Below are 21759 nucleotides of genomic sequence, written 5' to 3' on the forward strand. Positions count from 1 at the left end.
CAGATGTGATCGCGGCAGGCAAGCCGGTGATCGGCTTGCCTTGCCAAACGAAAACCGGAAATCAGACCTTGGCGACGATCTTCATGAAGGCCGGCATGTCATCACCGAAGCCGACGGTGCCGTCATTGTCGTCGCCGCCGCGGTTGTTGCGAGCAGGGCGGCTGTTGCCAGCGCGCTGCGGCCTCGTGTCGCCGCGTTCGGGAGCACGGTTCTCGTTGTTGCGATCGGAGACCTTGCGCTCGCTGTTTTCGGAGCGGATCGCCTCCTTGCGCTGACGCCGTTCGCCAATGTCGGCAACCGCGGCTTCGGCTACGACCGGCTGTTCTTCGCGCGCGGCATCCGCCGGGGCTTCGTCGCTGGGCTTGGCATGGCGCTCGCGCGGCTTGCGCTCGCCGCGATCTTTGCGGTCTTCGTCCTTGCGGCCGGCGCGACGCGGCGCGCCACGGCCACGGCGGGGCGCTTCGTCCTCGCTGCTTTCGCTTGCGACCACCGTCGACAGGTCGCCGTCATGCCACTCGATCTTGTTGCCGATCAGCCGCTCGATAGCGTCGATGTATTTGGTGTCCGACTTGGTGGCGATGGTGAAGGATTTGCCGGAGCGTCCGGCGCGGCCAGTACGACCGATGCGGTGGACATAGTCTTCTGCGTGTATCGGCACGTCGTAGTTGAAGACGTGGCTGACATCGGGGATGTCGAGGCCACGCGCGGCGACGTCGGATGCCACGAGATAGCGCAGCTTGCCGTCGCGGAAATTGGCCAGCATCTGCATGCGCGCACGCTGGTCCATGTCGCCATGCAGCGCGCCGGCGTCGAAATCATACTTCAGCAGCGAGCGGAACAGTTCCGACACTTCGACCTTGCGGTTGCAGAAGATGATGGCGTTCTTCAGTTCGGCGTCTTCTGCCTTCATCAGATTGCGCAGCGTCTCGCGCTTGTCCCATGGCTTTGAGCCCGACTTGACCAGCCGCTGGATGATGTTGGTGGCAGCGGACGCGGCCTTCGAAACCTCGACACGCACCGGTGCGTGCAGGAACTTTTCGGTGAGCTTGGTGATCTCCGGCGGCATCGTCGCCGAGAAGAACAGCGTCTGCCTGGTAAACGGGATCATCTCGCAGATGCGCTCGATGTCGGGGATGAAGCCCATGTCGAGCATGCGGTCGGCTTCATCGATGACGAGAATCTCGACGCCGTTGAGCAATAGCTTGCCGCGTTCGCGGTGGTCGAGCAGGCGGCCGGGCGTGGCGATCAGCACGTCGGCGCCGCGCTCGAGTTTCTTGTCCTGCTCGTCGAAGGAGACGCCGCCGATCAGCAGCGCGATGTTGAGCTTGTGGTTCTTGCCGTATCGGATGAAATTCTCTTCGACCTGCGCGGCGAGTTCGCGCGTCGGCTCGAGGATCAGCGTGCGCGGCATACGGGCGCGGGCCCGGCCTTTTTCGAGGCGGGTGAGCATCGGCAGCACAAAGGAGGCGGTTTTGCCGGTACCGGTCTGGGCGATGCCCAGAATATCCTTGCCGAGCAGCGCATGCGGGATGGCGCCGGCCTGGATCGGCGTCGGCTGCGTGTAGCCGGCATCGGTGACTGCGGAAAGGACCTTGGGCGACAGGCCGAGGTCTGAAAAGGTCAACGCTTCTGGAGCGGTCGTGGTGTCTGAGGACAAGTGTTGTTGTCTTTGGCTGGTTCGGGGAAGCGCAACGGCATCCGTCGCGGCAAGCACAGCGTGCCTGCAAGATTGGTATTGCGATTAGGCGCAAGCCCGCGATTTGTCAACAGAAACGGGCGGGATTGGTGCGATTGTGAAACGTAAGCTTAATCGCGATGCTTAATCAGGTAGTGTCTTTTTGCGCCGGCTCAATAGCGAAACTGCTCGGCGAGAATGCGTTCGTTCCACGAATGGTTGGGGTCAAACAGCAGCGTCGCCGTCGCGCTCAGTGATTCCCGAACCGTGACGGAAGTCACCGCCTTGACCTCGGTGTGGTCGGCGGCGGCGTTCACCGGCCGCTTTTCCGGCTCCAGAATATCGAAGCGAACGGTCGCCTTGTTGGACAACAGGGCACCCCGCCAACGGCGCGGCCGGAACGGGCTGACCGGGGTCAACGCGAGCAGCGGCGCGTCGAGCGGCAGGATCGGCCCGTGCGCCGACAGATTGTAGGCGGTGGAGCCGGCCGGCGTCGCGATCATCACGCCGTCGCAGTTCAGTTCCTCGATCCGGACCTGTTCGTCGACGGCGATGCGGATTTTTGCGGTCTGATAGGATTGGCGCCACAGCGCCACTTCGTTGATGGCAAGTGCTGAAATCGTCTCGCCCTCATGCGTCACCGCCAGCATCTCCAGCGGCCGGATCGTTTCGGCGACGGCGGCGGCGATGCGTTCGGTGAGGCCGCCGACGCGGTATTCGTTCATCAGGAAGCCGATGGTGCCACGGTTCATGCCGTAGACCTTTTTTCCCGTGCTCATCGTGTCACGCAGGGTCTGCAGCAGAAAGCCGTCGCCGCCCAGCGCCACCACCACCTCGGCGTCCTCGAACGAGGTCTGGCCATAGCGGGCCGACAGGCTTTCCATCGCCGCCCTGGCATCGGCGGTGTCGGACGAGACGAAGGCGAAACTGGCGTTGCTCATGACTTCCCGATGGCGGTCGGCGGCGGTTGCGTGGGGTAGCATGGGCAAGCGCATCTGCAAAGGGAGGCCGCGTCCGGTCCCACCGCGGCTGCGCCGGATCGAAATCGGTGGCTCGCGCTTCATGTCGCCGGAGAGGCGAATGTGATGGTTAAGAGCGAGCTTAAACACTCGTAAAGCCCGATCGATCATGTTAGCCGGCAGAGGATGGGTGGCTGGGGGGCTAGCCAGTTGAGACCTGTCTATTGCCGGTGACACGCCTGATTATCGTCTTCCTCGTGATGGGAAGTTTCGCGCTTCTCTTCGCCGAACTTGTGCGGCAGTCCGAGGACATGAGTTCCAGGCCGAGGCCGACGGCCTCACGCTGCGGCGACGCCAGGATGCCATGCCCGCAGAACGCATTGTAGGCTGAAGCCGCAAGCGACCGTCGACGGCGCGGCATCGCTCACTGCGCGACAATCTGAAGATTGGCGTTGCCGTAGAATGTGTAGGCGAGATAGGTCGGATCGCCGGTCTGGTAGAATTCTCTGCGCACATCCTGCAGGATCTCGGCCAGATAGACCGGCCCGTCCTTGATCCGCGTGCTGATGCCGCCATAGAAATCGGTCGAGAAAGCCGCTGCCGCACGGTCGGTCAGTGGCCACATGCCGCCGATGAAACCGGAAGCGCCACCCGCCAGCACCGCCGGACCCCAGCCCTGCACGAAGCCGCCGAGCATCTGAGAGCGACCGGTGTCGCAGGCGTTGAAGAAGTAGGACGGATTGCCCTTGCCATGCGCGGCCGCGATCAGGGCGCTCCATGTATCGGGGTCGAGCGACTGGTCGACGAGATCGATGGCAAAGACCGGCCGTCCACTGCTCGGCTGGTTGACCTCGCCATGACCGGAGAAATGAATGAAACCGGTCGAGACTTCGCCGACCAGTTTTTCGAAGGAGATGAAATCGCCATCGAAGCGGCGGTAGCCGGCAAGCTTGCTCAGCGACGCGATCTCGTCCTCTTGAAAGCGCAGCGACTGTTTGTCGACATAGGAGGGCGCGACAGCCGCGACACCGGTGAAGGTCATGCGGTCGAGCGGGTTGTCTACCTGTGAGACACTGCTGCGCGGCGCCCAGCGCGCCAGCCGGTAGCCCATGCCGAGAAAACCGTCGCCGGTGGCGCCGTCGGCTTTGCGCGGGCGGATCAGTTCCCAGGGCAGCGTCGGGCTGTTCGACGTGATCTGGATCGAATGTAGCTCGCCTTTGCCGCGCAGTGACCAGAACACGTCCTTGAATGCTTTCGGCACATAGTCGCGGTAGAGCGCATCGCCAAAACCTTCGGCGGCCAGCGTGACGAAACGCTTTTGCGCGTCCGGATCGCTGCTTGCCGCAGTTTGCTGCAGCGAAACCGCGCCGCGCAGGCTCAAGCCGAGCTGCAGCAGGCGGCGGTATTGCGAGTCCAGCCATGCCGCCATCTCAGGCGGCGTCGAGAACGTATCGGTCACCGGAACCGGCCAGATGCGGCGAATGGATGATGATCTGCCCAGAACCCAGCCCGCTCGGGTCGTCATAAAGGATGGTCACGTCGAGGCCGGGGACGTCATCGCTGCCTGCACCGCCAAGAGTGATATCGCCTGTCACTGCGGGTTGCGGCGGCGCCGGGGCCAGCATCAGCATGGCTGGCGTGGCGGAGCGCTCGGCTGTGGCGCTCGGAGCGGCTGCCTCGACAGGCGCGGTGCGGCGAACAGTGACGGACCGCGACGCCGATCCGAGGAATTGCCCGGCGCTGTAGATGCGGACGATGAACTGGGCCGGCTTGCTGTCTTTAGCGATCGGCCGCGCCTTGACGTCGAAGCGGACGAAGTCGCTGTCGCCCTGGCGGTAGAGCGTCGTCTGCCGGCTCCATTTGCCACCGTCGGTGAGATCGAAGCCGCTGGCGAACAGATCGATATCGATTGGCCATTGCTCGGCTCCTGCCGGCATCGCCATGGCCAAGGCGCCATCTTCTGTCACCGACGAGCCCGGTGCTGCCTTCACTTTCACTTCAGGCGTCAACTGCTCTTCGGTCAAGGCGATCGAAACAGTCACCGTCTCGCCGGCGACAATCTGATCCGGCGCATCGATGGTGGGGTGGCGCACGACTTCGATGTCAGCGGCACCGGAGGGTGCAGGGGCAGTTGTCGGGGCCGGGGCGGGCCGTGGCGAGCCGCCTCCGTCCCCCAGAGTGATTTCCGCCTGGTCGAAAGGCGGCGGAGATGGCTCGGCGCTAGACTGCGCGTCGGGCTGCGGAGCGGGCTCGGCGGCTTCGTCCTCCTTCGGGTAAGTGTCGCCGAGGTTGTTCTGCGCCGCTGCGGCTTTGGCCGCATCCTCCTGATACTTCCTTTGCTGCTCATACTCTTGCCGGGCCTGCTCTTCAGCTTGCCGGCGCCGATCTTCCTGGCGTTTGTATTTCTCGTATTGGGCAGCTTCCTCGGCACTGTTCCCCCCATGCGTCGGGATTGCCTGAGCCCGGCGCGACGTCCGTCGCCGGCGGCTCTTGGCCACTGCTATCGAAGCTCCCAGAGCCGTAATCGGTGCCGCTGGCGCCCGAGCCTTTACTTCCGGAATCGTAGCTGCCCGGTGATGGGCTGTCGTAGCCGCCGATCTGCGTCGGCGGCTGTGCGAGCTCGGGCGCGCTGGCCATCTGTGCCATTGCATTTCGCTGGTTGGACAGCCAGCTATTGGCGAGAACCACCGCGAGCACCCCGAACGCGCTGGCGAGAACAATCAAGATGACAGTGCTAACGCGCATGTGCCCAAGCCCAGTAGTGGTGAATTCGCCTCTGTTGGCGCGCTATCCGTTCTTCGCCGCGCGCGGCGGAGAAGAACGCCATGGATATCAGCAGCACGACCGCCACGAAAAGGCGCATCACCTTGACCCAAGCCTTTCAGGCCGCAGCGCTTGCGCCACGGCTTGCCCCAATTCATCAAATGGCCCCGACCTTGACCATATCATGTCGCCTTCGCCGGCGCACTGTCGGTGCCGATGACGCAGTTGGGGCGATAAAAAGATATTGACTGTATGTTTAGTAATTAATACCGTTGTGGACATATCGAGTTGGTCAGCCGGCATCCGCCGGTGAATGACCACCAGGACGAAGGGAACATACGGACTCGAGGCGGCAATCCCGCCGGTCCCGACAATGGGAGACAATAAGCATGCAGCTGAAATCCACCGCGACGGCGCTCGGCCTGTCGCTGCTGGCGATGACCGGCATTGCCCGCGCCGACGGCGAACTCCAGATCTACAATTGGGGCAACTACACCAGTCCGGAGCTGATCAAGAAGTTCGAGGAGACCTACAAGATCAAGGTCACCGTCACCGACTACGATTCCAACGACACCGCCTTGGCCAAGGTTCGCCAGGGCGCTTCCGGCTACGACATCGTCGTGCCCTCGGCCAGTGTCATGCCGATCTGGATCAGCGAAGGCCTGCTGCTGGAAACCGATCCCAACACGATGGAGAATTTTAGAAATGTCGATCCGAGATGGGTCGATGTGCCGTTCGATCCCGGCCGCAAATACTCAGTGCCGTGGCAATGGGGCACGACCGGCATCTCGGTCAACAAATCGGTCTATGCGGGCGATCCGAATACGTCCGCGATTTTCCTCGATCCGCCGCCGGAACTCGTCGGCAAGATCAACGTCGTGCCCGAAATGGGGGACATCATGTTCCTGGCCATTGCCTATGAGGGCGGCAAGTACTGCACCGACGACAAGGCGCTGCTGAAGAAGGTGCATGACAAGCTTGTCGAGGCGAAGGGCAAATGGCTATCGCTCGATTACGCTGCCGTTGATGGCCTGGACCGAGGCGACATCGCCGCCGGCGTCAACTGGAACGGCATATCGCTGCGCGAGCGGCTTGAGAACGACAAGATCGTCTACGGCTATCCCAAAGAAGGCTTTCCGATCTGGATGGACAATGTCGCGGTGCTCAAGGACGCCAAGAACGTCGAGAACGCCAAGCTCTTCCAGAATTTCATCATGGACCCGAAGAATGCCGCGCTGATCTCGGCCTTTGCGCACTACGCCAACGGCATCAAGGGCTCCGAGCCCTTCCTGCCGGACGACATGAAGGGAGCGCCTGAAGTGGATGTTCCGGCCGAATTTGCCGACAAGGGCCAGTTCATGCCGGCCTGCCCGACCGACGTCCAGGCGCTCTACACCAGGATCTGGACCGATCTGCAGAAATAGCAGCGCCGTCAACCGAAGCTGACCAACATCCTTCGGGCCGAACCCTGCGGCCCGGCCATTCTTCATGCCAGATGCGGTCCAGCCGCCGCGGGAGATTTGTGATGTCCGATCTCGACCTTTGCTACATGCCCGCCAGCGAGGCGTTGCGGCTGTTCAAGGCGAAGAAACTGTCGCCTGTCGACCTGATGCAGGCCACCATCCGCCGCGCCGAAGCGACCAAGGCGACAATCAACTGCTTCACCTTCACCCAGTTCGACGAGGCGATGAATCTCGCCAGAAAAGCCGAAGCGAAATACGCCAAGGGCGCCAGGACCGGTGCGCTCGAGGGCCTGCCGATCGGCATCAAGGATGAGAGCTACATCAAGGGCAAGCCGACCTCGCATGGCTCGCTGCTGTCGAAGGACGCCATTGGTGGCCACACGTCGACGATGAACGAGCGTATCATGAAGGCCGGCGGCATAGTGCATGCCCGCACGGCGACGCCCGAATTCAGCTGCGCCGGTTACACCTGGTCGAAGCGCTGGGGCGTGACGCGCAACCCCTGGAATCCGGATTATACGCCGGGCGGTTCGTCGGGCGGTTCGGCGGCGACGCTGGCCTCGGGTACATCGTCGATCGCCACCGGCTCGGACATTGCCGGCTCGATCCGTATCCCGGCCTCGGCCTGCGGCCTGGTCGGCTTCAAGCCGCCTTACGGCCGCAACCCCGACGAGCCGCCCTTCAACCTCGACTTCTATTGCCACACCGGGCCGCTGGCCCGAAATGTCGGGGATGCGATCCTGCTGCAGAATGTCATGGCCGGACCGAGCCCGCTCGACATCGCCACGCTGCGCCCGAAACTGCGCCTGCCGCTCGACTACAAGCCGATCAAAGGCTGGAAGATCGCCTTCTCCATGGATCTCGGGTCATTCGAGGTTCACCCTGACGTGCGCAAGAACACGCTCGCTGCCTGCGACGTGTTCCGCTCGCTCGGCGCTACCGTCGAGGAGGTCGACCTTGGCTGGGGCGACGAGGTGCTCAAGGCCGGCATGGCCTATCTGGAGCATCTCTTCGGCGCCTCGCTGGCGCCCCTGCTCGCCAAGCACGGCAAGGACATGACCAGCTATGCCAGGCAGTTTGCGCAGGATGGGCAAAAGTCGAAGGCGACGGATTTTGTCGCGACCCTGGAGGTGGCGGCCAGGATGTACCAGACGCTGGGGCCGTTGCTGGAAAAATACGACGTGCTGATCTGCCCGACAAACGCGCTTCCGGCGGTGCCGGCGGAATTCGATCAGACCAAAGGCAAGGTCGAGATCAACGGCAAGCACGTAAACCCGTCGCTGGGTTGGGTGATGACGACGCCGTTCAACATGCTGAGCCGCTGCCCGGTTCTGTCCGTGCCGTCGGGCCGCGCCGCCAATGGCGTGCCGACCGGCATCCAGCTTGTCGGCCGTACCTACAGCGACGCCGATGTTTTCCGGGCGGCGATGGCCTATGAGACGGCTCAGGGTCAATGGTACACGAATGCCGGGACACGCCCGTCGCTCTGAGTCCCCGAAGAGCCGGCGTGCCAAAGCAGCGGCGGGATGTTTTCGCCGGGGAAAGGCCTGACGACAATGGCGCAACGCAAAGCCACCGCTGAGGCGGGAAAAAGCAAGGCGACCAAGGGTGCAGCGAACGACGCTGCCCCTAAGGACCGCCGGCGCGAGCGCGGCGAAGCGAGCATCCAGCGCATCATCGACGCCACCATCGAACTTATCGCGGAGGAGGGACTGGCGAGCGTCACCATGCAGCGCATCGCCGAGCATGTCGGCTCGTCCAACGCGCTGGTGGTCTTTCATTTTCGCAGCAAGGAGAACCTGTTCCGGGCCGTGCTGCAGTATCTCAGCGATCAGTATGACGCGCTGTGGGTGACGCTGGTGCGGGCGCCCGGCCTGTCGCCGGTAGAAAGAGTGTTGGGCGCGGTCGATTGCGCGCAGCGTTTTGCCCGTCTGCATCCGAAATGGGTTTCGGTCTTCGTCGTGTTTTCCAGCGACCGCAAGAGCATGCAGATCTACAACGAAATCGGCCTGCCCAGCGATCTCGCCTACACCGCCGAAGCCCGCGATCTGCTGATCGAAATCGCCCGTGACGGCGGCTACACCGGCGTCGACATCGACACGTTAGCGGAGAGCCTGAACTATCTGGTTCACGGCGCCTGGTATTGGGATCATCTCAACCCGTCCAGCCGCGACACCGACGTGCTGCGCAAGACGATGTTGCTCTTGTTGCACCAGGCATTTCCGCGGCATTTTGAGTTGGAATGACGGCGGCGGCGCGATTTTCAGCCGAAGAGCCTCTTGAGTTGCAGACAAAAGGTGATACAATCTTAGGGTGTATTATAAGCAATGCAGGTTGTGGTAGGGGGACGGGCGAATGTGGCATTGGGCAATACTGCTGCTGATTGGCGTGCCTGTTTTCTTCGCTGTACGCTCGGCACGATACGGCAGCCATTCAGGCTGCGACGTTCTCCTAGAAGGTCCGACGGTTACGAGTTGGCCTGATGTCGGTGACGCCAGCCGCCGAAAAAGAACCGTCGGCAGTCCTCCTTCGCCAAGGCTTCGGAGGACACTTCATTCCTCTAACGAGCTTTGGGTGGCCTGCCACCCGCACCGACAATGGGGTTCCTTTCGCAAGCCCCAATGCACTGTTCAACCTCAGCAAGCTGTCGGTCTGGTGGCTGCGCCTGGGCATCGACATCGAGCGCATCAAGCCGGGCTGCCCGCAGCAGAACGGGCGCCATGAGCGTATGCACCTCACCCTGAAGAAGGAGACCACCAAACCGGCAGCCGCCAACTTTCTTCAGCAGCAGGCCAAGTTCGACGACTTCATCGACTGCTTCAACAAGGAGCGGCCGCACCAGGCGCTCGGTATGGACTGTCCAGCAGACCGCTATCAGCCGTCACCGCGCCGCTATACTGGCCTGCCTGACCTCGATTATCCGTTTCACGACAAGGCCGTCATCGTCACCACCTGCGGCCGCATCTGCTACAATCGCAAGAAGATCAACCTCAGTATCGTCTTCGCCGGCCAGACCGTCGGCATCAAACAGGTCGAGGACCACATCTGGCTGGCCAGCTTCATGGATTATGATTTGGGATACTTCGATGACGAGACATGTAGGCTCCGAACCACTCCAAAACCCCTTCGGGCCAAAAGTGTTACCCATGTCTCCGATATAAACCGTAACCTATGTGTCCAGAATGGACCGAGCGAAGGCTGGTGCCCCCGGACGGAATCGAACCGCCGACCTTCGGTTTACAAAACCGCTTTTGCGCATTGATTATATTAAGCTATTAGCTTCCGTGTTACATCTGTGTTGCATGGAGTCCATGTTAACGGGCGGAATCAGCCGAGTAGGGCGGTTTCCATTTCGGCGATTTTTGCACGGTCGTCGTCTTCAGTTTTGAACAGATAGCCGTACACATCGTAAGTCATCGCAAGCGATGCATGCCCCATGAGCGACTGCACCTTCTTTGGCGGAAAACCCTGTTCGATGAACAGCGCCGCTGCAGCGTGGCGTAAGGCATGCAGGGAGTATTTCGCATCGAGGATAGGCTTTCCGTCTTCGTCCTTTACGCCTGTTGAAACCGTGACGCCTGCCGCTATCTGAGCCGGCCAAAAGACGCGGTGCAGAAGATTAGCGTGGCCTTCGATGTTACCCTCTCCATTCGGGAACACTAGGTCGTGCTCGCCTTTGGGGCACTCTTTGCGCCATGCCTTGAGCATGGCGACGGTACTATCCGAGATCGGTATATCGCGCGTACCAGCGTCAGACTTGGGCGGTCCGAATTCATTGTAGCGATCGACACGGCGCCGAACATGAATCACGCCGGACTCGATAGCGACGTCGCGCCACTGGAGGCCGCGGAGTTCGCTGGCGCGCATTCCTGTCAGTATAGCAATCCGAATGAATGGGATCCATCGTGCCGCCGTGTGCTTTAGGATGGCGCGCAGCTCATCCTTGGTTGGCATTTCTGGCCGGCGCTTATCACGCGTTGCCGATGGCATCTGAATGTCGCGAGCGGGATTGACGGCGGCGTGACCACGAGACACCGCGTGTTTGAAGATAGAGGTGAGGGCTCCATGAACCTTCGCCAGGGACGACGCGGACATAGTTCCCGTAAGGTCGTCTATGAAAGTCTGGATCGCAGGGGCGGACAGAGCGGCCAGCTTCGTGGCGCCGAATCTTGGTTTTACGTACAACTCGTAGGTCGATTTGTACCGCGCTACCGTTGCGCGCTCCCTGCCATTCTTCTCAGCCTGCGCTAGCCAGAGCTTTGCGGCTTTGTCGACGGTGATGCTTGCGCTATCCGCCACGTGCGTGCCGGCACGTACCTGGCCGCGGGCAGTCAGTAGGAATGCATCTGCGTCGCCCTTCTTCGAAAATTGCTTGTGCCTTCGCTTGCCGCCGCCGTCGCGATAATCGGCCTGCCAAACAATCTTTCCGGAAGGGAGTTCGCGCTTTCGAATCGTGGCCATGTTCGTCTCCGTTGCAAGTTCACGGTATATGACCATCGGTTTTCGTGTAACGCGGAATGATTTGCAACACGCCGCAACGCACTATTTTTTTTGTAACACTTGCTCAAATTTGGTGAGATTCTTATATGTGCCTTACGACCGTGCTTGGTGCGGCGACTGAGCGTATCCCGCCTAAGCGAATGGCGGCCCTAACCCCACTTCACAATCAGTTTGAACGCGCGTCTTGGCGCGTGTGGATTTCCGCGCCCTATGGGCCGGTTACAACGGGGAATTTCATGACAGCAAACGACAACACGCCGCTCGCAACAGACATCCTGCGCGGCGCCGACGCCATCGCCAAGCACTTGGGCTTTCCGCGTCGCGCCATTTATCACCTAGTCTCAAAAGGCGGCCTGCCGCATTTTCGGCTGGGTGAAACCGTGTGCGCCAGGAAGAGCACGCTGGCGAACTGGATTGCACAACAAGAGGCGAGGGCGGCTTAGCCCACCTATAAAAACCTCCCGCGGACCCAACCGCGTAAAAACTCCAGAAACGGAACCCACTCCTTGAAAATCATTGCCTGCCGACCCGAGCCGCCTGGCGGTCTCGGCAACGCTATCGCGCGCGTCGATGTTGAGATCAATGAGGACCTTCGGGTTTTCAATCTGAAACTCTCCAGACGCGGCGATGGCGGTTACGCGGTGTTCGCCCCCAATGCGATGGGCAGCCGTGTCGTGACTTTCTCCCAACCTCTTGTTGCCGAAATCGCCCGCGCTGCTCTTGCCGCGCTCACGGAGCCCTCGCCGCATGACCGCACCACTTGAAATCGACATCGACCTCGCCACGGCATTGGTCGACAAGCGGGGTGGCGGGACAATCCGTATCGACCCGGAAGGCGGCGTATGTGTTTTTCAATATCCCAGCGCGATAAGAAGCCTGCGGTTCGACACGCGATGGCGCAATGGGGTCCAAACCACGGTCGAACACGCTGAGCATGAGACGGTGGCGCCTGAGAATTTTCATGCGTCGTCGCAGGCTGGGGGCAGCCATCGTGCCACCATAAAGGTGGCTGCAAATGACAATCTCCCACTGATCAACCCAGCCGACTGGCACGGCTTGCCCGTGCCCGCTCGCGAATGGTTTCTGGACGGGCTGATACCGCGTCGCCAGGTGACTATCCTGAACGGTGATGGTGGCGTCGGAAAGTCCTTGCTAGCGTTACAGATTGCGTCAGCCAGCGCGCTAGGCTGCGAGACTTTAGGCCTGCAGCCTCTGGCTGGTCGCGTCATGTATTTGGGCGCAGAAGACGAGGCGGACGAGTTTCATCGGCGCCTAGCAGATATCACACACGGCCTGCAGCGTGGTTTCTCGGACTTGGCTGACTTCCGACTTGTGCCGATGGCTGGCCGAGACGCCTTGCTTGCCGTTCCGGATAAGGCAGGCGTGATGCAGCCAACCGACAACATGCTGAATCTGGTGGCTAGCCTAAACGAGTTCCGCCCAGGCTTTTTGGTGCTGGACACTTCTGCAGACTTGTTTGGCGGCGACGAAATTAAGCGCAATCATGTCCGCCAGTTCATCGGTCTGCTCCGCAAGCAGGCGATCGAATTGGATATGGCGGTGCTGTTGCTCTCACACCCTTCGGTCGCGGGCATGCAGACTGGCACAGGATCCTCGGGCAGCACCGCCTGGAGTAACAGCGTTCGCTCGAGGCTATACCTAACCGCGGCGACTGGTGACGGCGTCGACCCAAACGCCCGCGTTCTCACCACCATGAAAGCCAACTACGGCAAGAAGGGTGGAGAGATACGAGTGTGCTGGCACGAGGGCGTGTTTGTGTTGGACGACGGCAAGCCATCGATAATTGCCGGTGTGCTGAGCAAGCGGGCCGACGAGACCTTCAAGAAATTGCTGTCGACATTCAATCGAACCGGCCAGACCCTTTCCGATGTGACCGGCACAAACTATGCGCCAGCGAAGATGGCAAAACACGCGGACGCCAATGGCGTTTCAAAGCGACAGTTCGCCGATGCGATGCAACGGCTTCTGGAGTCCGATGCAATTAGAATCGTAAAGGACGGGCCGCCTTCACGGCAACGAAAGCGGCTCATCCTGGCCTCTGAAGATTACGGAGGGACATGATTCCACCGTAGCCTTCCACCGGGCTACCACCGCCCTACCACCAGCCTAGCCACCACCACCCCTTATACCCCGCTGGCGGTGGAAGCACCTGCCGCCGGTGGAATCCGGCGGGCACTTCAACGCACCAGAACAAAGAAACGAGGAGAACACACATGAAAGCAACACATGACCACCAACGTAATTTCCATCACCCCTTTCGAAGCCGAGTACCCCGTTAAGCAGATGGGCGGCAAGACCAACTGGTTTCCGTGCCAGGTCGTCGGCGTAGTCCATGAAGGATCATACTCCGAAGGGCAGTTCGTCGTGATCACGGAAGGCGACGACGGCCAACTATACACCAGCTCTTTTCCGACAGTGCGGCGGGTAGACGAATGATGGGAGGCGCCAGTGGCTGCAGCAAGAACCGTAGAGACCAATGGCGAGACGGTGCAAGTTCGCCGGATTTCGTGGGCGGCACTATGGAAGATCCGGCCTGACTTGAGGCCGGCGAATGAGAACCAGCGAGGACGATGCGGCGTAGGTAGCCAAGACTCTTCACTAGGAACAGCCCTGGCTACCAGGGCGCCCCCGCCGATTTCGTATGAATATTAGAATTACTTAACGGAAGGTGCGGCGCAACAAAAATGTTGCGTTGCACCAAGATTTTTCTACCGCCCCGCGCATTGCGTAAGCGGACTGCCCGGCCTGGCCGGTTTCTCGAATTGGGATGACCACCCATGAAAACCGACAATGACAACACTCGGTACCGCGGAACTCTTCCGCTGTTGAACTGGCTTAGGAAAAACAACCCCGACTCCGTCCAGGCTGTCGCCCGTGCTCTTGTGAACATGAAGCCTGCCGTACTCGAAAATCCCCACGAAATTGATCGCGAAATACGCCCGACTGTTGGCGAGTTGATGCGATCTGCCAGTGATGCTTTCCGCACCTATGTGCGTGACGGCGTGCTGCATGTGGGAAAAGGCTACAGGCGAGTGGCCGGCAAGGGCTACCGTGGCGACGAGTGGCAATACCTGGGCACCCTCAGCTTCTATCGCGGCGCACTTAGAGAGTGGGGACAGACAAAGGCAGGCAAGAAGCTCAAGCCGAAGGACGACATAAGAGGCAACGGGAAGAACAAGCGAAATCCGGCAAGCTATTTGAAGCTGCGGCCCGCAATACCGCTTCCCGGTGATGCGGTTGGTCTGGAACGCGCGGCATGCTTGCCTACTGGTGCAGGCGGCAACGGTACGTTCTATGATCCGCTTCCAGGCGTCGAGGATGCTCGCGCAGAGCTAGCTCGACTGATGGACACAGCGCCACCTGTCACCAAGTATCCGACCGCTACGGCAAAGGGTGCTCACTTTTTTGGCGGTATCTCGCGTCCGAAACAGGGTGCCAACTCAGGCGCCGTTGGCGTTTGGGACGCTCCTGAGAAGCCCAAGGGCGAGGCTGGCGAGGTGCTGGACGAAGTGGCGGCCGGCGGTTCGTTAAAGTCCCTTGGCGTTCGACTGGGCCACGGCCCGCAGTATGCAGACCGCGCAGCTAAGCGTGCCTTGCTCGATACCGCCAAGATGCTGGTTGCGGTGAATGATAACAGCGGAAAGATATATATCGCCGCCTGACGTGCCATATCGTGGCGCGCTGTAGCGTATATGTATGAGAACAGTGATTTGGGGCGCTCCGGCGCCCCTTTCCATTTGCGCCCGACGCCTCGTCATCGTCGTGCGCAACCCGTCATTGCGGCAGTTCCGCAGGCGGGACCATTCAATTTCCGACAGCGCCGGAAACGCGGCCTTCGTCTTAAGCTTCGGCTTGGCGAAGGCCGTACCCCTTTTTGCGCGTGAACTTGCCACTTTCGAAAATAGGAAAACACATCATGCCTTCCACATCGGAGGCCGTGAACGTGCTCGCTGCGCGTCTTGGCTTCGACAAACCCCGAGTCCGCGCGGTCGCGCGAGCGCTCACCGATGCCGGACGTCTCCCGCCTGGCGCCCCAGCGAGATCCCCAGTGCTCGACATCGGCAACGTTGTGGATCTGCTTATCGGCAGCGCCGTCGACGTGCCGTTGCGTTCGGTCTCCGAGACTGTTGCGAACGTCCGCGATCTAACGCCAGCCGGCACGCCGATCGAGTCTCTACCAGCAAGCCTGCAGTACTCTGCCGGCAACTATCTCGATGCGCTCGCAGACTTGGCAGCGGAGGGATCGAGCGACGTGCGACGCGTTCGCATCGAAGTGGTCTCGTCTTGGCCGGAGATCGACGTACATCAGCCTGACGGCGCGATCAGCCGTTTCGTTGAGCCTGGCGCACTGGCTTCAAATTGGCAGAGTACCGGCCACCGTCGATCGACCGTAATTAATGGTGCGGCCTTTGCCGATGCCGTCCGTGACCTTTTCGCAGGAGCATGACATGGGCCTTTTGAAGAAATCAGAACCTACCAAGCCGGACGCCCCGCTGGAATCTCCAGCTCCTTTCGTCATGCCTTCGCTCGAGGATTCGTCTCCGGCCTACGCAGCGCTAATCGCAAAGCGGCTGGCACTCAACGTCGCCCGGGACAAACTTCAAGCAGAGCGACGTAAGTTGGAGAAAGAGATTGCCCTCGACACCTCCACCGCGCTGCGGCCCGCTATCGCGAACCTGCTAGGCGACGACGAAGATTCGAAGTCGCACAACTTCAAGCGTGTCGCGGAAATTCATCGCGAAGTGGCCAACATCGACAGTGCACTAGAGGTGCTTCGCGAGCGAATCCTAACCGAGCGCGGGAAAGCCAGCAGGATCGTCTATGATGCCGTTCGCCCAGAGTACGGCAGACGCGTTTCTGCGGTAGCCAAGGCACTAGAAGCCGTTCAGGCCGCGCGGCGTGACTATGACGATCTGCGCAACATGTTCGAGGCAGAAGATATCGCCTGGTCCGCTCTCGGCCCTCTAACGTTGGGCTGGCTCGGCGATCCTCGCGACGGCCATATTCCGCGCTTCCTGAACGACGTGCGGGAGGCCGGTTACTATGCTTGAACGTGCAGACACGTCACGCGCCAGGCCCGTCCGGTCGCGAAAAATCACAATGCCAGACGGTAGACTCCGCTATGACTCCACCGACCCTAAGGACATAGCTGCGGAGCTTCGTGCGAAGTCTACTCTCGGCAAGCGTGAGGCGAAACTGAAGGCAGCGGAGGCGAAGGTTGGCCGATAATGTCATCAGCGGTTATGCCGTGCGCTTTGGGGATATTACGACAATCGGCCAATCCTTCCGGGAGCGGATATCGCCTGGAGCGTTCACGGAATCGCTCAAGCGCAACGACATTGTTGCGCTTATCGGGCACGACACCGGCCGCGTCTTGGGTCGAACAAGTTCTGGGACGCTGACGCTCCGAGAGGATCGCATAGGTCTATGGTTCAGCCTGGACGTCGACACCTCAACGCCCTCCGGGCAGGAGGCGCTTGGTACAGTTAGTCGGCAGGACGTGAAAGGCTGCTCTTTCGCTGGGCTGTTCTTGGCGGAGGAATGGCAAGACGGTGGAGATCGACTGCCTCTTCGTACCGTCACAGAGATTGATCTCTACGAGATCACACTCACGGCGTTCCCGGCATATGAAACAACGGATGCGAGCGTCCGTAAGGCACACAACGCGTCAAGCGCCCTGCGTCGCAAGGTCGAGACGATGCATCGCCTGCGCGGGATCTGATAGCGCGCAGCTATTCGGTCTTTGGCGGAACTTCCTTCTTGATCTCTGCCGATGTGGACATATCGGTCTTGTCGACGCTCGCGGTCTTTGTCTGCGTGTCGACAGGCGCCGACGCCTGTACCTTCGAATGCGCGGGGCAATCCGCGGAGGCGGCGGATACTGACAGGCCAAGTGCGGCGGCTATTGCGAGGAGAGTTTTCATCGTCTTCCATCCTCTTCGTTAATGACGCAGCGTAACCCGCCTGGCACTGATCGCAAAATCACATTTGCCACCGGGGGGTATCTCGATCTCTGAGGTCGACTCGCCACTGACCGCTCCGGGCCAATTACACGCGCAAGCGACTCCCCGGTTCATTTCATATTTCAATAGGTGAAACGATGGCCGAAAAGGCAAAAAAGCCGCCTGCGCATTTGTCCGCAGCGGCACGCAAGTGGTTCCGATCTGTAGTCGAGGACTTCGATCTAGAAGACCACGACATGAACTTACTTGTGTTGGCATGCGAGGCGTTGGACCGCGGAGAGCAAGCGCGGCTACGGCTTGCCGTAGAGGGCGTCGTATTTATTGACCGGTTCGGATGCCCGCGCGCCCATCCCTGCGTTGCGATCGAGAGGGATTCAAGGCTGGCCTACGCACGGTTGCTACGAGAGCTTTGCTTGGGCGACGTCGACGGCAAAGAAGCGCCAAGACCGCCCGCTTTGGCCGACAATAGGGGCTATTAATGCCAAGAAAATTCCGCAAATCGAAGCGAAAGCAGACCGTTTCCGATGCTTGGATTATTTGGGCCTGCGACGGGGATCTCCCTCCCGAGCCAGACCCAAGCCACGATGATTGGCTGGGCTTTCAATACTTCGCCACAGAGAAAGAGCTGGAGGATTGCTGGCGCCAGGATGGCGAGCGCGCCATAGCGGCGTGGCTTAAGTCAAATCCTGCCGGCACACGCCCTTCCAATTGGTGGCGGTATGCACTGCCCTATGCTGGTGAGCGTCGGTTCGGCGCTGAGCTAGCGTCACCGTTCTTGGACGATGAGACAGAGGCCGAATACCTCAAGCGGCATGGGCTGCTGTTGAAGGGCGAGCAGCCGGAATATTGCGGCTAGGCCGATTTACTACTGTCGGGGATGGCTAGCCAGTTAATTGCTCGTATGTTACGTGCGGTGGGGACTTTAAGCGGGCGCAAAATTCTTAATGACTGGACCGGTATTATATTCAGCGAACCCTTGGTTCGCGGCGGAAGTCGCTGAAAAGTATCGGAGCGGAAACTATTTCGCGTGGGTGTCAGAATTTTTTGATAGCGAGAGAGACGCGCCCGCTGGGTCATCTGGCGCTCTGATCGCACCTAGTTCCAATCCTCGCAAGATTTACGAAGACCTACTGCATGAATCAAAAGCCCAAGAAGAGCACAGCCGCATCATCCGGGATCACAGGAAGACATTTTGCCGCCTTGCCAAGGGGTGGCTCGCCGACGGTGATCTAACACGAGACCAGCACGACGAAATTGTGGCTAGCGTGAGGGCGCGTTCGTGGAGAATATGGAAGCCTGTTCTTTACATAATCCCAAAGGCAGGAATAGCGGCTAGTCGTATCGAAGAGGTTAGTCGCCGGGAACGTGCCGGCTACGGACCTGAGTACCGCATCGTTGACTTGAAGCGGCATGAGTTCGACATAATTGATCTATCCGGATTGGTGCGACCATGATTGAAGCCTTAAAGCATTATGACGCGAAACAGGCGGCCGGACTTTTGGCGCGTGCTGCGCTTTCGATGGACTACGCTGATGCTCCATCCCCCAGCCCAGAGGGTGAGAAGGACGTAATGGCTCGCGTATTTCAAGAAGTGCGCGCCCATCTTGGGCTCGCGAGTGAGGACGATAGTCCCGAGGCATTGGAAAAAATAACAGCCTTTTTGGACGACGAATCTGATCGGCTACTCCCGCCGGTCGACACTCAGGCTGCCCTACATCGGTTGGCTCTTAGGGGTGATTTGCCGTCAGATCTCTATGAAGTTAAAACTATCAACAACATTGCCGAGATATACGGAAAACATTTCCCCCTTGAGAGAGACGTAATCGAAACAACTATTAAAAGACCGGATGTCGAACAGCATTTCGGACCAAGCCGAAAGCCTGGCGAGCCCGCAATGATTTCTGTTTTTCAAAGACTATTCCGGACTAAGTGGCCACTTAGGGATTTTATTTGTGTGGTTGCTGGTCAACGAGACGGCTTCATAATGAACGTCCATCAGTCATGGCGTATATACCCAGCAAGAGTTGATATAGCCGGAGCAAAAACTCCCATCGACCTGCTGCAACGCTTTGCGGCCCAATATGGTGTTGATTTGGATGTTGATGGCAAGAAGGGTCACTTTATTGTATCAACGACGACTAGGCGTGAATCGAAAGTCCAAATTATTAGCTCATTGCCAAATCAAAGATTCACAGTCAGCCATTTTTCCCAATTGGACAAAGAAACGGGAGCCACTACATCGTCTCTTGTAATTGGGGTGAATAACACAAAATACTTGGCAGCCCTGAAGGAGTTGCGCGTGAAACGAGAGGATATGTTAGACGACTTGGTGAATGAGCCGGTTAAAGCCATGGCATAGGGCTGCCGAAGTGCCAACAAAGGCCCACCTCAACTGCACAACCCGGCCGCCCATGGCGGCCTTTTCTTTTAAGGGATACCACCAAGTCGGCTAGAAACGGGCGAAGTGCCCCGAGCTACGAAGCTTCGCGAGCAAGGTTATGGCTGTGCTGTGATAGTCAACGTGGGCTTGCTCGCTAAGCGGTGACCCGTACCACCCGGCAAGCTCTTCCACCAAAGCGGACGTGTCGCTATCTACTGACGCACACCTAAGCTGCCCGTTTTTGTCCATCACGACTATGGCAGTGCCGGTCGTGCCGTACCCGATCGCCGCCATCCTCTGAACGTCTACGTCACCGTCAACGCGAACGTCGAATAGAACCGATCCGTCGGTTTTTTCCGCGGCGTCAGCCACCCGATCACGAAACGGCTGATTCATACCGTCTGGATTGGCGAGCGTCTGCTCAAACAACGCCAATTCGACATGCCCCGCGACCATAACGGCGACTATGGGCACGCCGGCCCAATCAGCAATCCTACCCGGACCTTTTCACACAGGAATCCCACGATGAACCACCACCAACCCGCCGCGGCGCGAACGATAAGCCGCGCCCATCCGATGATCGCAAGCGATCACGACGAGGGCGGCAAAAGGCCAAGCCCGTTCTTTTCAATTACTCTCGAATTTATGATGTTTCAGTCGCGCTGCCGGGCAATGGGCTTTGACCAAAGGGACATTCTGAATCTCGCCAAAGTGCTAGCTGATCTTTATTTGGAGGCCGCCGACCATGGCAAATGATCTCGGCCTTAGCCTCATCGCTGATGGCCAGGCGGATGGCCAATGGCAGACCTCGAATGATGGTCTGACGCAACTCGCCAACGTTGAAGAGGATATCTACACCGTCGATTTTTCGGGTGGCGATGTCACTCTGACGGCGGCGCAGTTCCGATCCGCAAAGACGTTCGTTCCCAGCGGTCTTTCGGCGACGCGCAGCCTGACAATTCCCGGCGTCAAGCGCGCGTTGTTCCTCGTCCACAATACCGACGCGTCCGACTCGATCACCGTCACGAAGGGATCGACAACGATCAGCGTGGCAGCGGGAAAGATTGGGATCTTCAAGACGGACGGGACAACAAACAGCCTTGACGGCGCGGTGATCGCGGCGTCAGGAGGCGGCGGCGTAGTAGGTGACGTTGTCGGCCCGGCCTCGGCTACGGACAGCGCTTTTGCGCAGTATAACGGCACAACCGGCAAATTGCTGAAGGACGGCATGGCAAAGGCCAGTGACGCCAATGTGCGTGCCGCCGCCAGCGACAAGGTGCTGACCTCAGACCTGATCGAAAGCGCATCGGCATTAGTGGCGCTGACCGATGGTGCAAACATCTCGCTTGATTGGGATGCCGGCATCAATCGCTCGCTGACAATCGGCGGCAACCGCACGCTCGACAACCCGACCAACGGCCAGCCAGGAACATGGCGGACGATCATCATCACGCAAGACGGGGCCGGCACACGGACACTTGCATATGGCAATCAGTACAAGTTTCCAGGCGGCACGGAGCCGGTCCTGACCACGGCGGCGGCATCGGTGGATTTGCTCAACATCCTGTGTGTCACGACATCAAACTTCTATGTCTTCTCTGCCAACGACATGAAGGTATAGCCATGCTGCCGGGATTTTCGAGCGGTATTCGTGTCGGCGGGTTACGATCGCTCTCCCTGTCTGGAACGCCGATCACAACTGCCACCGAAGATATCGCCTATGCCGGCTTCACGGTCACCGCTACCGCCGGCACGCTGCCTTATACCTATTCGCTGGTTGGCAGCTGGCCGACTGGCATCTCCATCAACTCATCAACCGGTGTGGTTTCAGGGACGCCAACTACGCCCGGAACCTACGCCAGCCTTTCGGTGCGCGTGACCGACGGCGTGACCGCAACGGCTGATCTGCCATCCTTTACGATTACCGTCTCCGTGTCAGGCGCTACCCGTCAGGCAATGACTCTAGGCGCCTACGTGAACAGCAATGGCCCGCGCCAGTCGATGGTGCCAGGAACCTACATCAATGAGGCATAGT

General features: G+C 59.7%; 23 protein-coding genes and 1 pseudogene. 17 read left to right on the forward strand and 7 right to left on the reverse strand.

Annotated elements, in window-relative coordinates; translation table 11 throughout:
- Window positions 1-61: 61 nt before the first annotated feature.
- From JQK88_RS30520 to JQK88_RS30535, 4 genes are all read right to left on the reverse strand, one after another.
- The gene (locus JQK88_RS30520) at window positions 62-1657 is read right to left on the reverse strand and encodes a DEAD/DEAH box helicase (protein ID WP_203280394.1); all 1596 of its coding nucleotides are present in this window, start codon (window positions 1655-1657) and stop codon (window positions 62-64) included.
- A 191-nt stretch (window positions 1658-1848) separates the two neighbouring features.
- Window positions 1849-2616 carry an NAD kinase gene (locus JQK88_RS30525; protein WP_203280395.1) on the reverse strand — a complete coding sequence of 256 codons (768 nt, stop codon included), beginning with the start codon at window positions 2614-2616 and terminating at the stop codon, window positions 1849-1851.
- Between the two features lie 442 nt (window positions 2617-3058).
- Complete coding sequence (locus tag JQK88_RS30530; protein ID WP_203280396.1) at window positions 3059-4093, reverse strand: CHAT domain-containing protein; 1035 nt, start codon at window positions 4091-4093, stop codon at window positions 3059-3061.
- On the reverse strand, window positions 4065-5132 hold the full coding sequence (locus JQK88_RS30535) for a hypothetical protein (protein ID WP_203280397.1): 1068 nt from the start codon (window positions 5130-5132) through the stop codon (window positions 4065-4067). Before JQK88_RS30535 ends, JQK88_RS30530 begins: the two co-directional genes overlap by 29 nt.
- 654 nt (window positions 5133-5786) lie before the next feature.
- Here JQK88_RS30535 and JQK88_RS30540 point away from each other — a divergent pair.
- The 4 genes and pseudogenes from JQK88_RS30540 to JQK88_RS30555 all read left to right on the forward strand — a co-directional run.
- Window positions 5787-6821, forward strand: coding sequence for an extracellular solute-binding protein (locus tag JQK88_RS30540; RefSeq protein ID WP_203280398.1), 1035 nt, complete (start codon window positions 5787-5789; stop codon window positions 6819-6821).
- A 101-nt stretch (window positions 6822-6922) separates the two neighbouring features.
- Window positions 6923-8350 (forward strand): amidase, encoded by a 1428-nt coding sequence (locus JQK88_RS30545; RefSeq protein WP_203280399.1) that lies wholly within the window; start codon window positions 6923-6925, stop codon window positions 8348-8350.
- 66 nt (window positions 8351-8416) lie between these two features.
- Entirely contained in the window at window positions 8417-9106 is a 690-nt protein-coding gene (locus tag JQK88_RS30550; RefSeq protein ID WP_203280400.1) for a TetR/AcrR family transcriptional regulator, read from the forward strand.
- A gap of 335 nt (window positions 9107-9441) precedes the next feature.
- Window positions 9442-10021: pseudogene (locus JQK88_RS30555) on the forward strand (integrase core domain-containing protein); the annotation flags it as partial.
- Between the two features lie 166 nt (window positions 10022-10187).
- On the opposite strand, the gene JQK88_RS30560 reads toward JQK88_RS30555, so the two are convergent.
- Complete coding sequence (locus tag JQK88_RS30560; RefSeq protein ID WP_203280401.1) at window positions 10188-11321, reverse strand: tyrosine-type recombinase/integrase; 1134 nt, start codon at window positions 11319-11321, stop codon at window positions 10188-10190.
- Window positions 11322-11596: 275 nt separating this feature from the next.
- Here JQK88_RS30560 and JQK88_RS30565 point away from each other — a divergent pair, with 275 nt between their 5' ends.
- The 8 genes from JQK88_RS30565 (at window position 11597) to JQK88_RS30600 (ending at window position 17103) form a co-directional block, all read left to right on the forward strand.
- Window positions 11597-11803 (forward strand): excisionase family DNA-binding protein, encoded by a 207-nt coding sequence (locus JQK88_RS30565; protein ID WP_203280402.1) that lies wholly within the window; start codon window positions 11597-11599, stop codon window positions 11801-11803.
- Window positions 11804-11866: 63 nt separating this feature from the next.
- On the forward strand, window positions 11867-12124 hold the full coding sequence (locus tag JQK88_RS30570; protein ID WP_203280403.1) for a hypothetical protein: 258 nt from the start codon (window positions 11867-11869) through the stop codon (window positions 12122-12124).
- The gene (locus tag JQK88_RS30575; RefSeq protein ID WP_203280404.1) at window positions 12108-13442 is read left to right on the forward strand and encodes an AAA family ATPase; all 1335 of its coding nucleotides are present in this window, start codon (window positions 12108-12110) and stop codon (window positions 13440-13442) included. The genes JQK88_RS30570 and JQK88_RS30575 overlap by 17 nt, the downstream gene beginning before the upstream one ends.
- 165 nt (window positions 13443-13607) lie before the next feature.
- Window positions 13608-13817, forward strand: coding sequence for a hypothetical protein (locus JQK88_RS30580; RefSeq protein ID WP_203280405.1), 210 nt, complete (start codon window positions 13608-13610; stop codon window positions 13815-13817).
- A 341-nt stretch (window positions 13818-14158) separates the two neighbouring features.
- Complete coding sequence (locus JQK88_RS30585) at window positions 14159-15043, forward strand: hypothetical protein (protein ID WP_203280406.1); 885 nt, start codon at window positions 14159-14161, stop codon at window positions 15041-15043.
- A gap of 386 nt (window positions 15044-15429) precedes the next feature.
- Entirely contained in the window at window positions 15430-15828 is a 399-nt protein-coding gene (locus JQK88_RS30590; RefSeq protein ID WP_203280407.1) for a hypothetical protein, read from the forward strand.
- 1 nt (window position 15829) lies between these two features.
- Entirely contained in the window at window positions 15830-16432 is a 603-nt protein-coding gene (locus JQK88_RS30595; protein ID WP_203280408.1) for a hypothetical protein, read from the forward strand.
- 167 nt (window positions 16433-16599) lie between these two features.
- Complete coding sequence (locus JQK88_RS30600; RefSeq protein WP_203280409.1) at window positions 16600-17103, forward strand: HK97 family phage prohead protease; 504 nt, start codon at window positions 16600-16602, stop codon at window positions 17101-17103.
- Between the two features lie 10 nt (window positions 17104-17113).
- On the opposite strand, the gene JQK88_RS30605 is transcribed toward JQK88_RS30600, so the two are convergent.
- Window positions 17114-17305, reverse strand: coding sequence for a hypothetical protein (locus tag JQK88_RS30605; RefSeq protein WP_203280410.1), 192 nt, complete (start codon window positions 17303-17305; stop codon window positions 17114-17116).
- Window positions 17306-17822: 517 nt separating this feature from the next.
- Between JQK88_RS30605 and JQK88_RS30610 the strand changes: the two genes are divergently transcribed.
- Both JQK88_RS30610 and JQK88_RS30615 read left to right on the forward strand, forming a co-directional pair.
- Window positions 17823-18200 carry a hypothetical protein gene (locus JQK88_RS30610; RefSeq protein WP_203280411.1) on the forward strand — a complete coding sequence of 126 codons (378 nt, stop codon included), beginning with the start codon at window positions 17823-17825 and terminating at the stop codon, window positions 18198-18200.
- 594 nt (window positions 18201-18794) lie between these two features.
- Window positions 18795-19703: a hypothetical protein gene (locus JQK88_RS30615; protein WP_203280412.1), complete on the forward strand. Its 909-nt coding sequence runs from the start codon at window positions 18795-18797 to the stop codon at window positions 19701-19703.
- Between the two features lie 90 nt (window positions 19704-19793).
- Here JQK88_RS30615 and JQK88_RS30620 read toward each other — a convergent pair whose 3' ends face one another.
- Window positions 19794-20180, reverse strand: a complete 387-nt coding sequence (locus tag JQK88_RS30620) for a hypothetical protein (protein WP_203280428.1) — start codon at window positions 20178-20180, stop codon at window positions 19794-19796.
- A 69-nt stretch (window positions 20181-20249) separates the two neighbouring features.
- Between JQK88_RS30620 and JQK88_RS30625 the strand changes: the two genes are divergently transcribed.
- The 3 genes from JQK88_RS30625 to JQK88_RS30635 are packed head-to-tail and all read left to right on the forward strand — an operon-like array spanning window position 20250 to window position 21758.
- The gene (locus JQK88_RS30625; RefSeq protein ID WP_203280413.1) at window positions 20250-20480 is read left to right on the forward strand and encodes a hypothetical protein; all 231 of its coding nucleotides are present in this window, start codon (window positions 20250-20252) and stop codon (window positions 20478-20480) included.
- The gene (locus JQK88_RS30630) at window positions 20470-21345 is read left to right on the forward strand and encodes a hypothetical protein (RefSeq protein ID WP_203280414.1); all 876 of its coding nucleotides are present in this window, start codon (window positions 20470-20472) and stop codon (window positions 21343-21345) included. Before JQK88_RS30625 ends, JQK88_RS30630 begins: the two co-directional genes overlap by 11 nt.
- A gap of 2 nt (window positions 21346-21347) precedes the next feature.
- Window positions 21348-21758: a putative Ig domain-containing protein gene (locus JQK88_RS30635; RefSeq protein ID WP_203280415.1), complete on the forward strand. Its 411-nt coding sequence runs from the start codon at window positions 21348-21350 to the stop codon at window positions 21756-21758.
- The last annotated feature ends 1 nt before the right edge of the window (window position 21759 follow it).

The organism is Mesorhizobium caraganae, from assembly GCF_016836705.1.
GTDB lineage: Bacteria > Pseudomonadota > Alphaproteobacteria > Rhizobiales > Rhizobiaceae > Mesorhizobium > Mesorhizobium caraganae.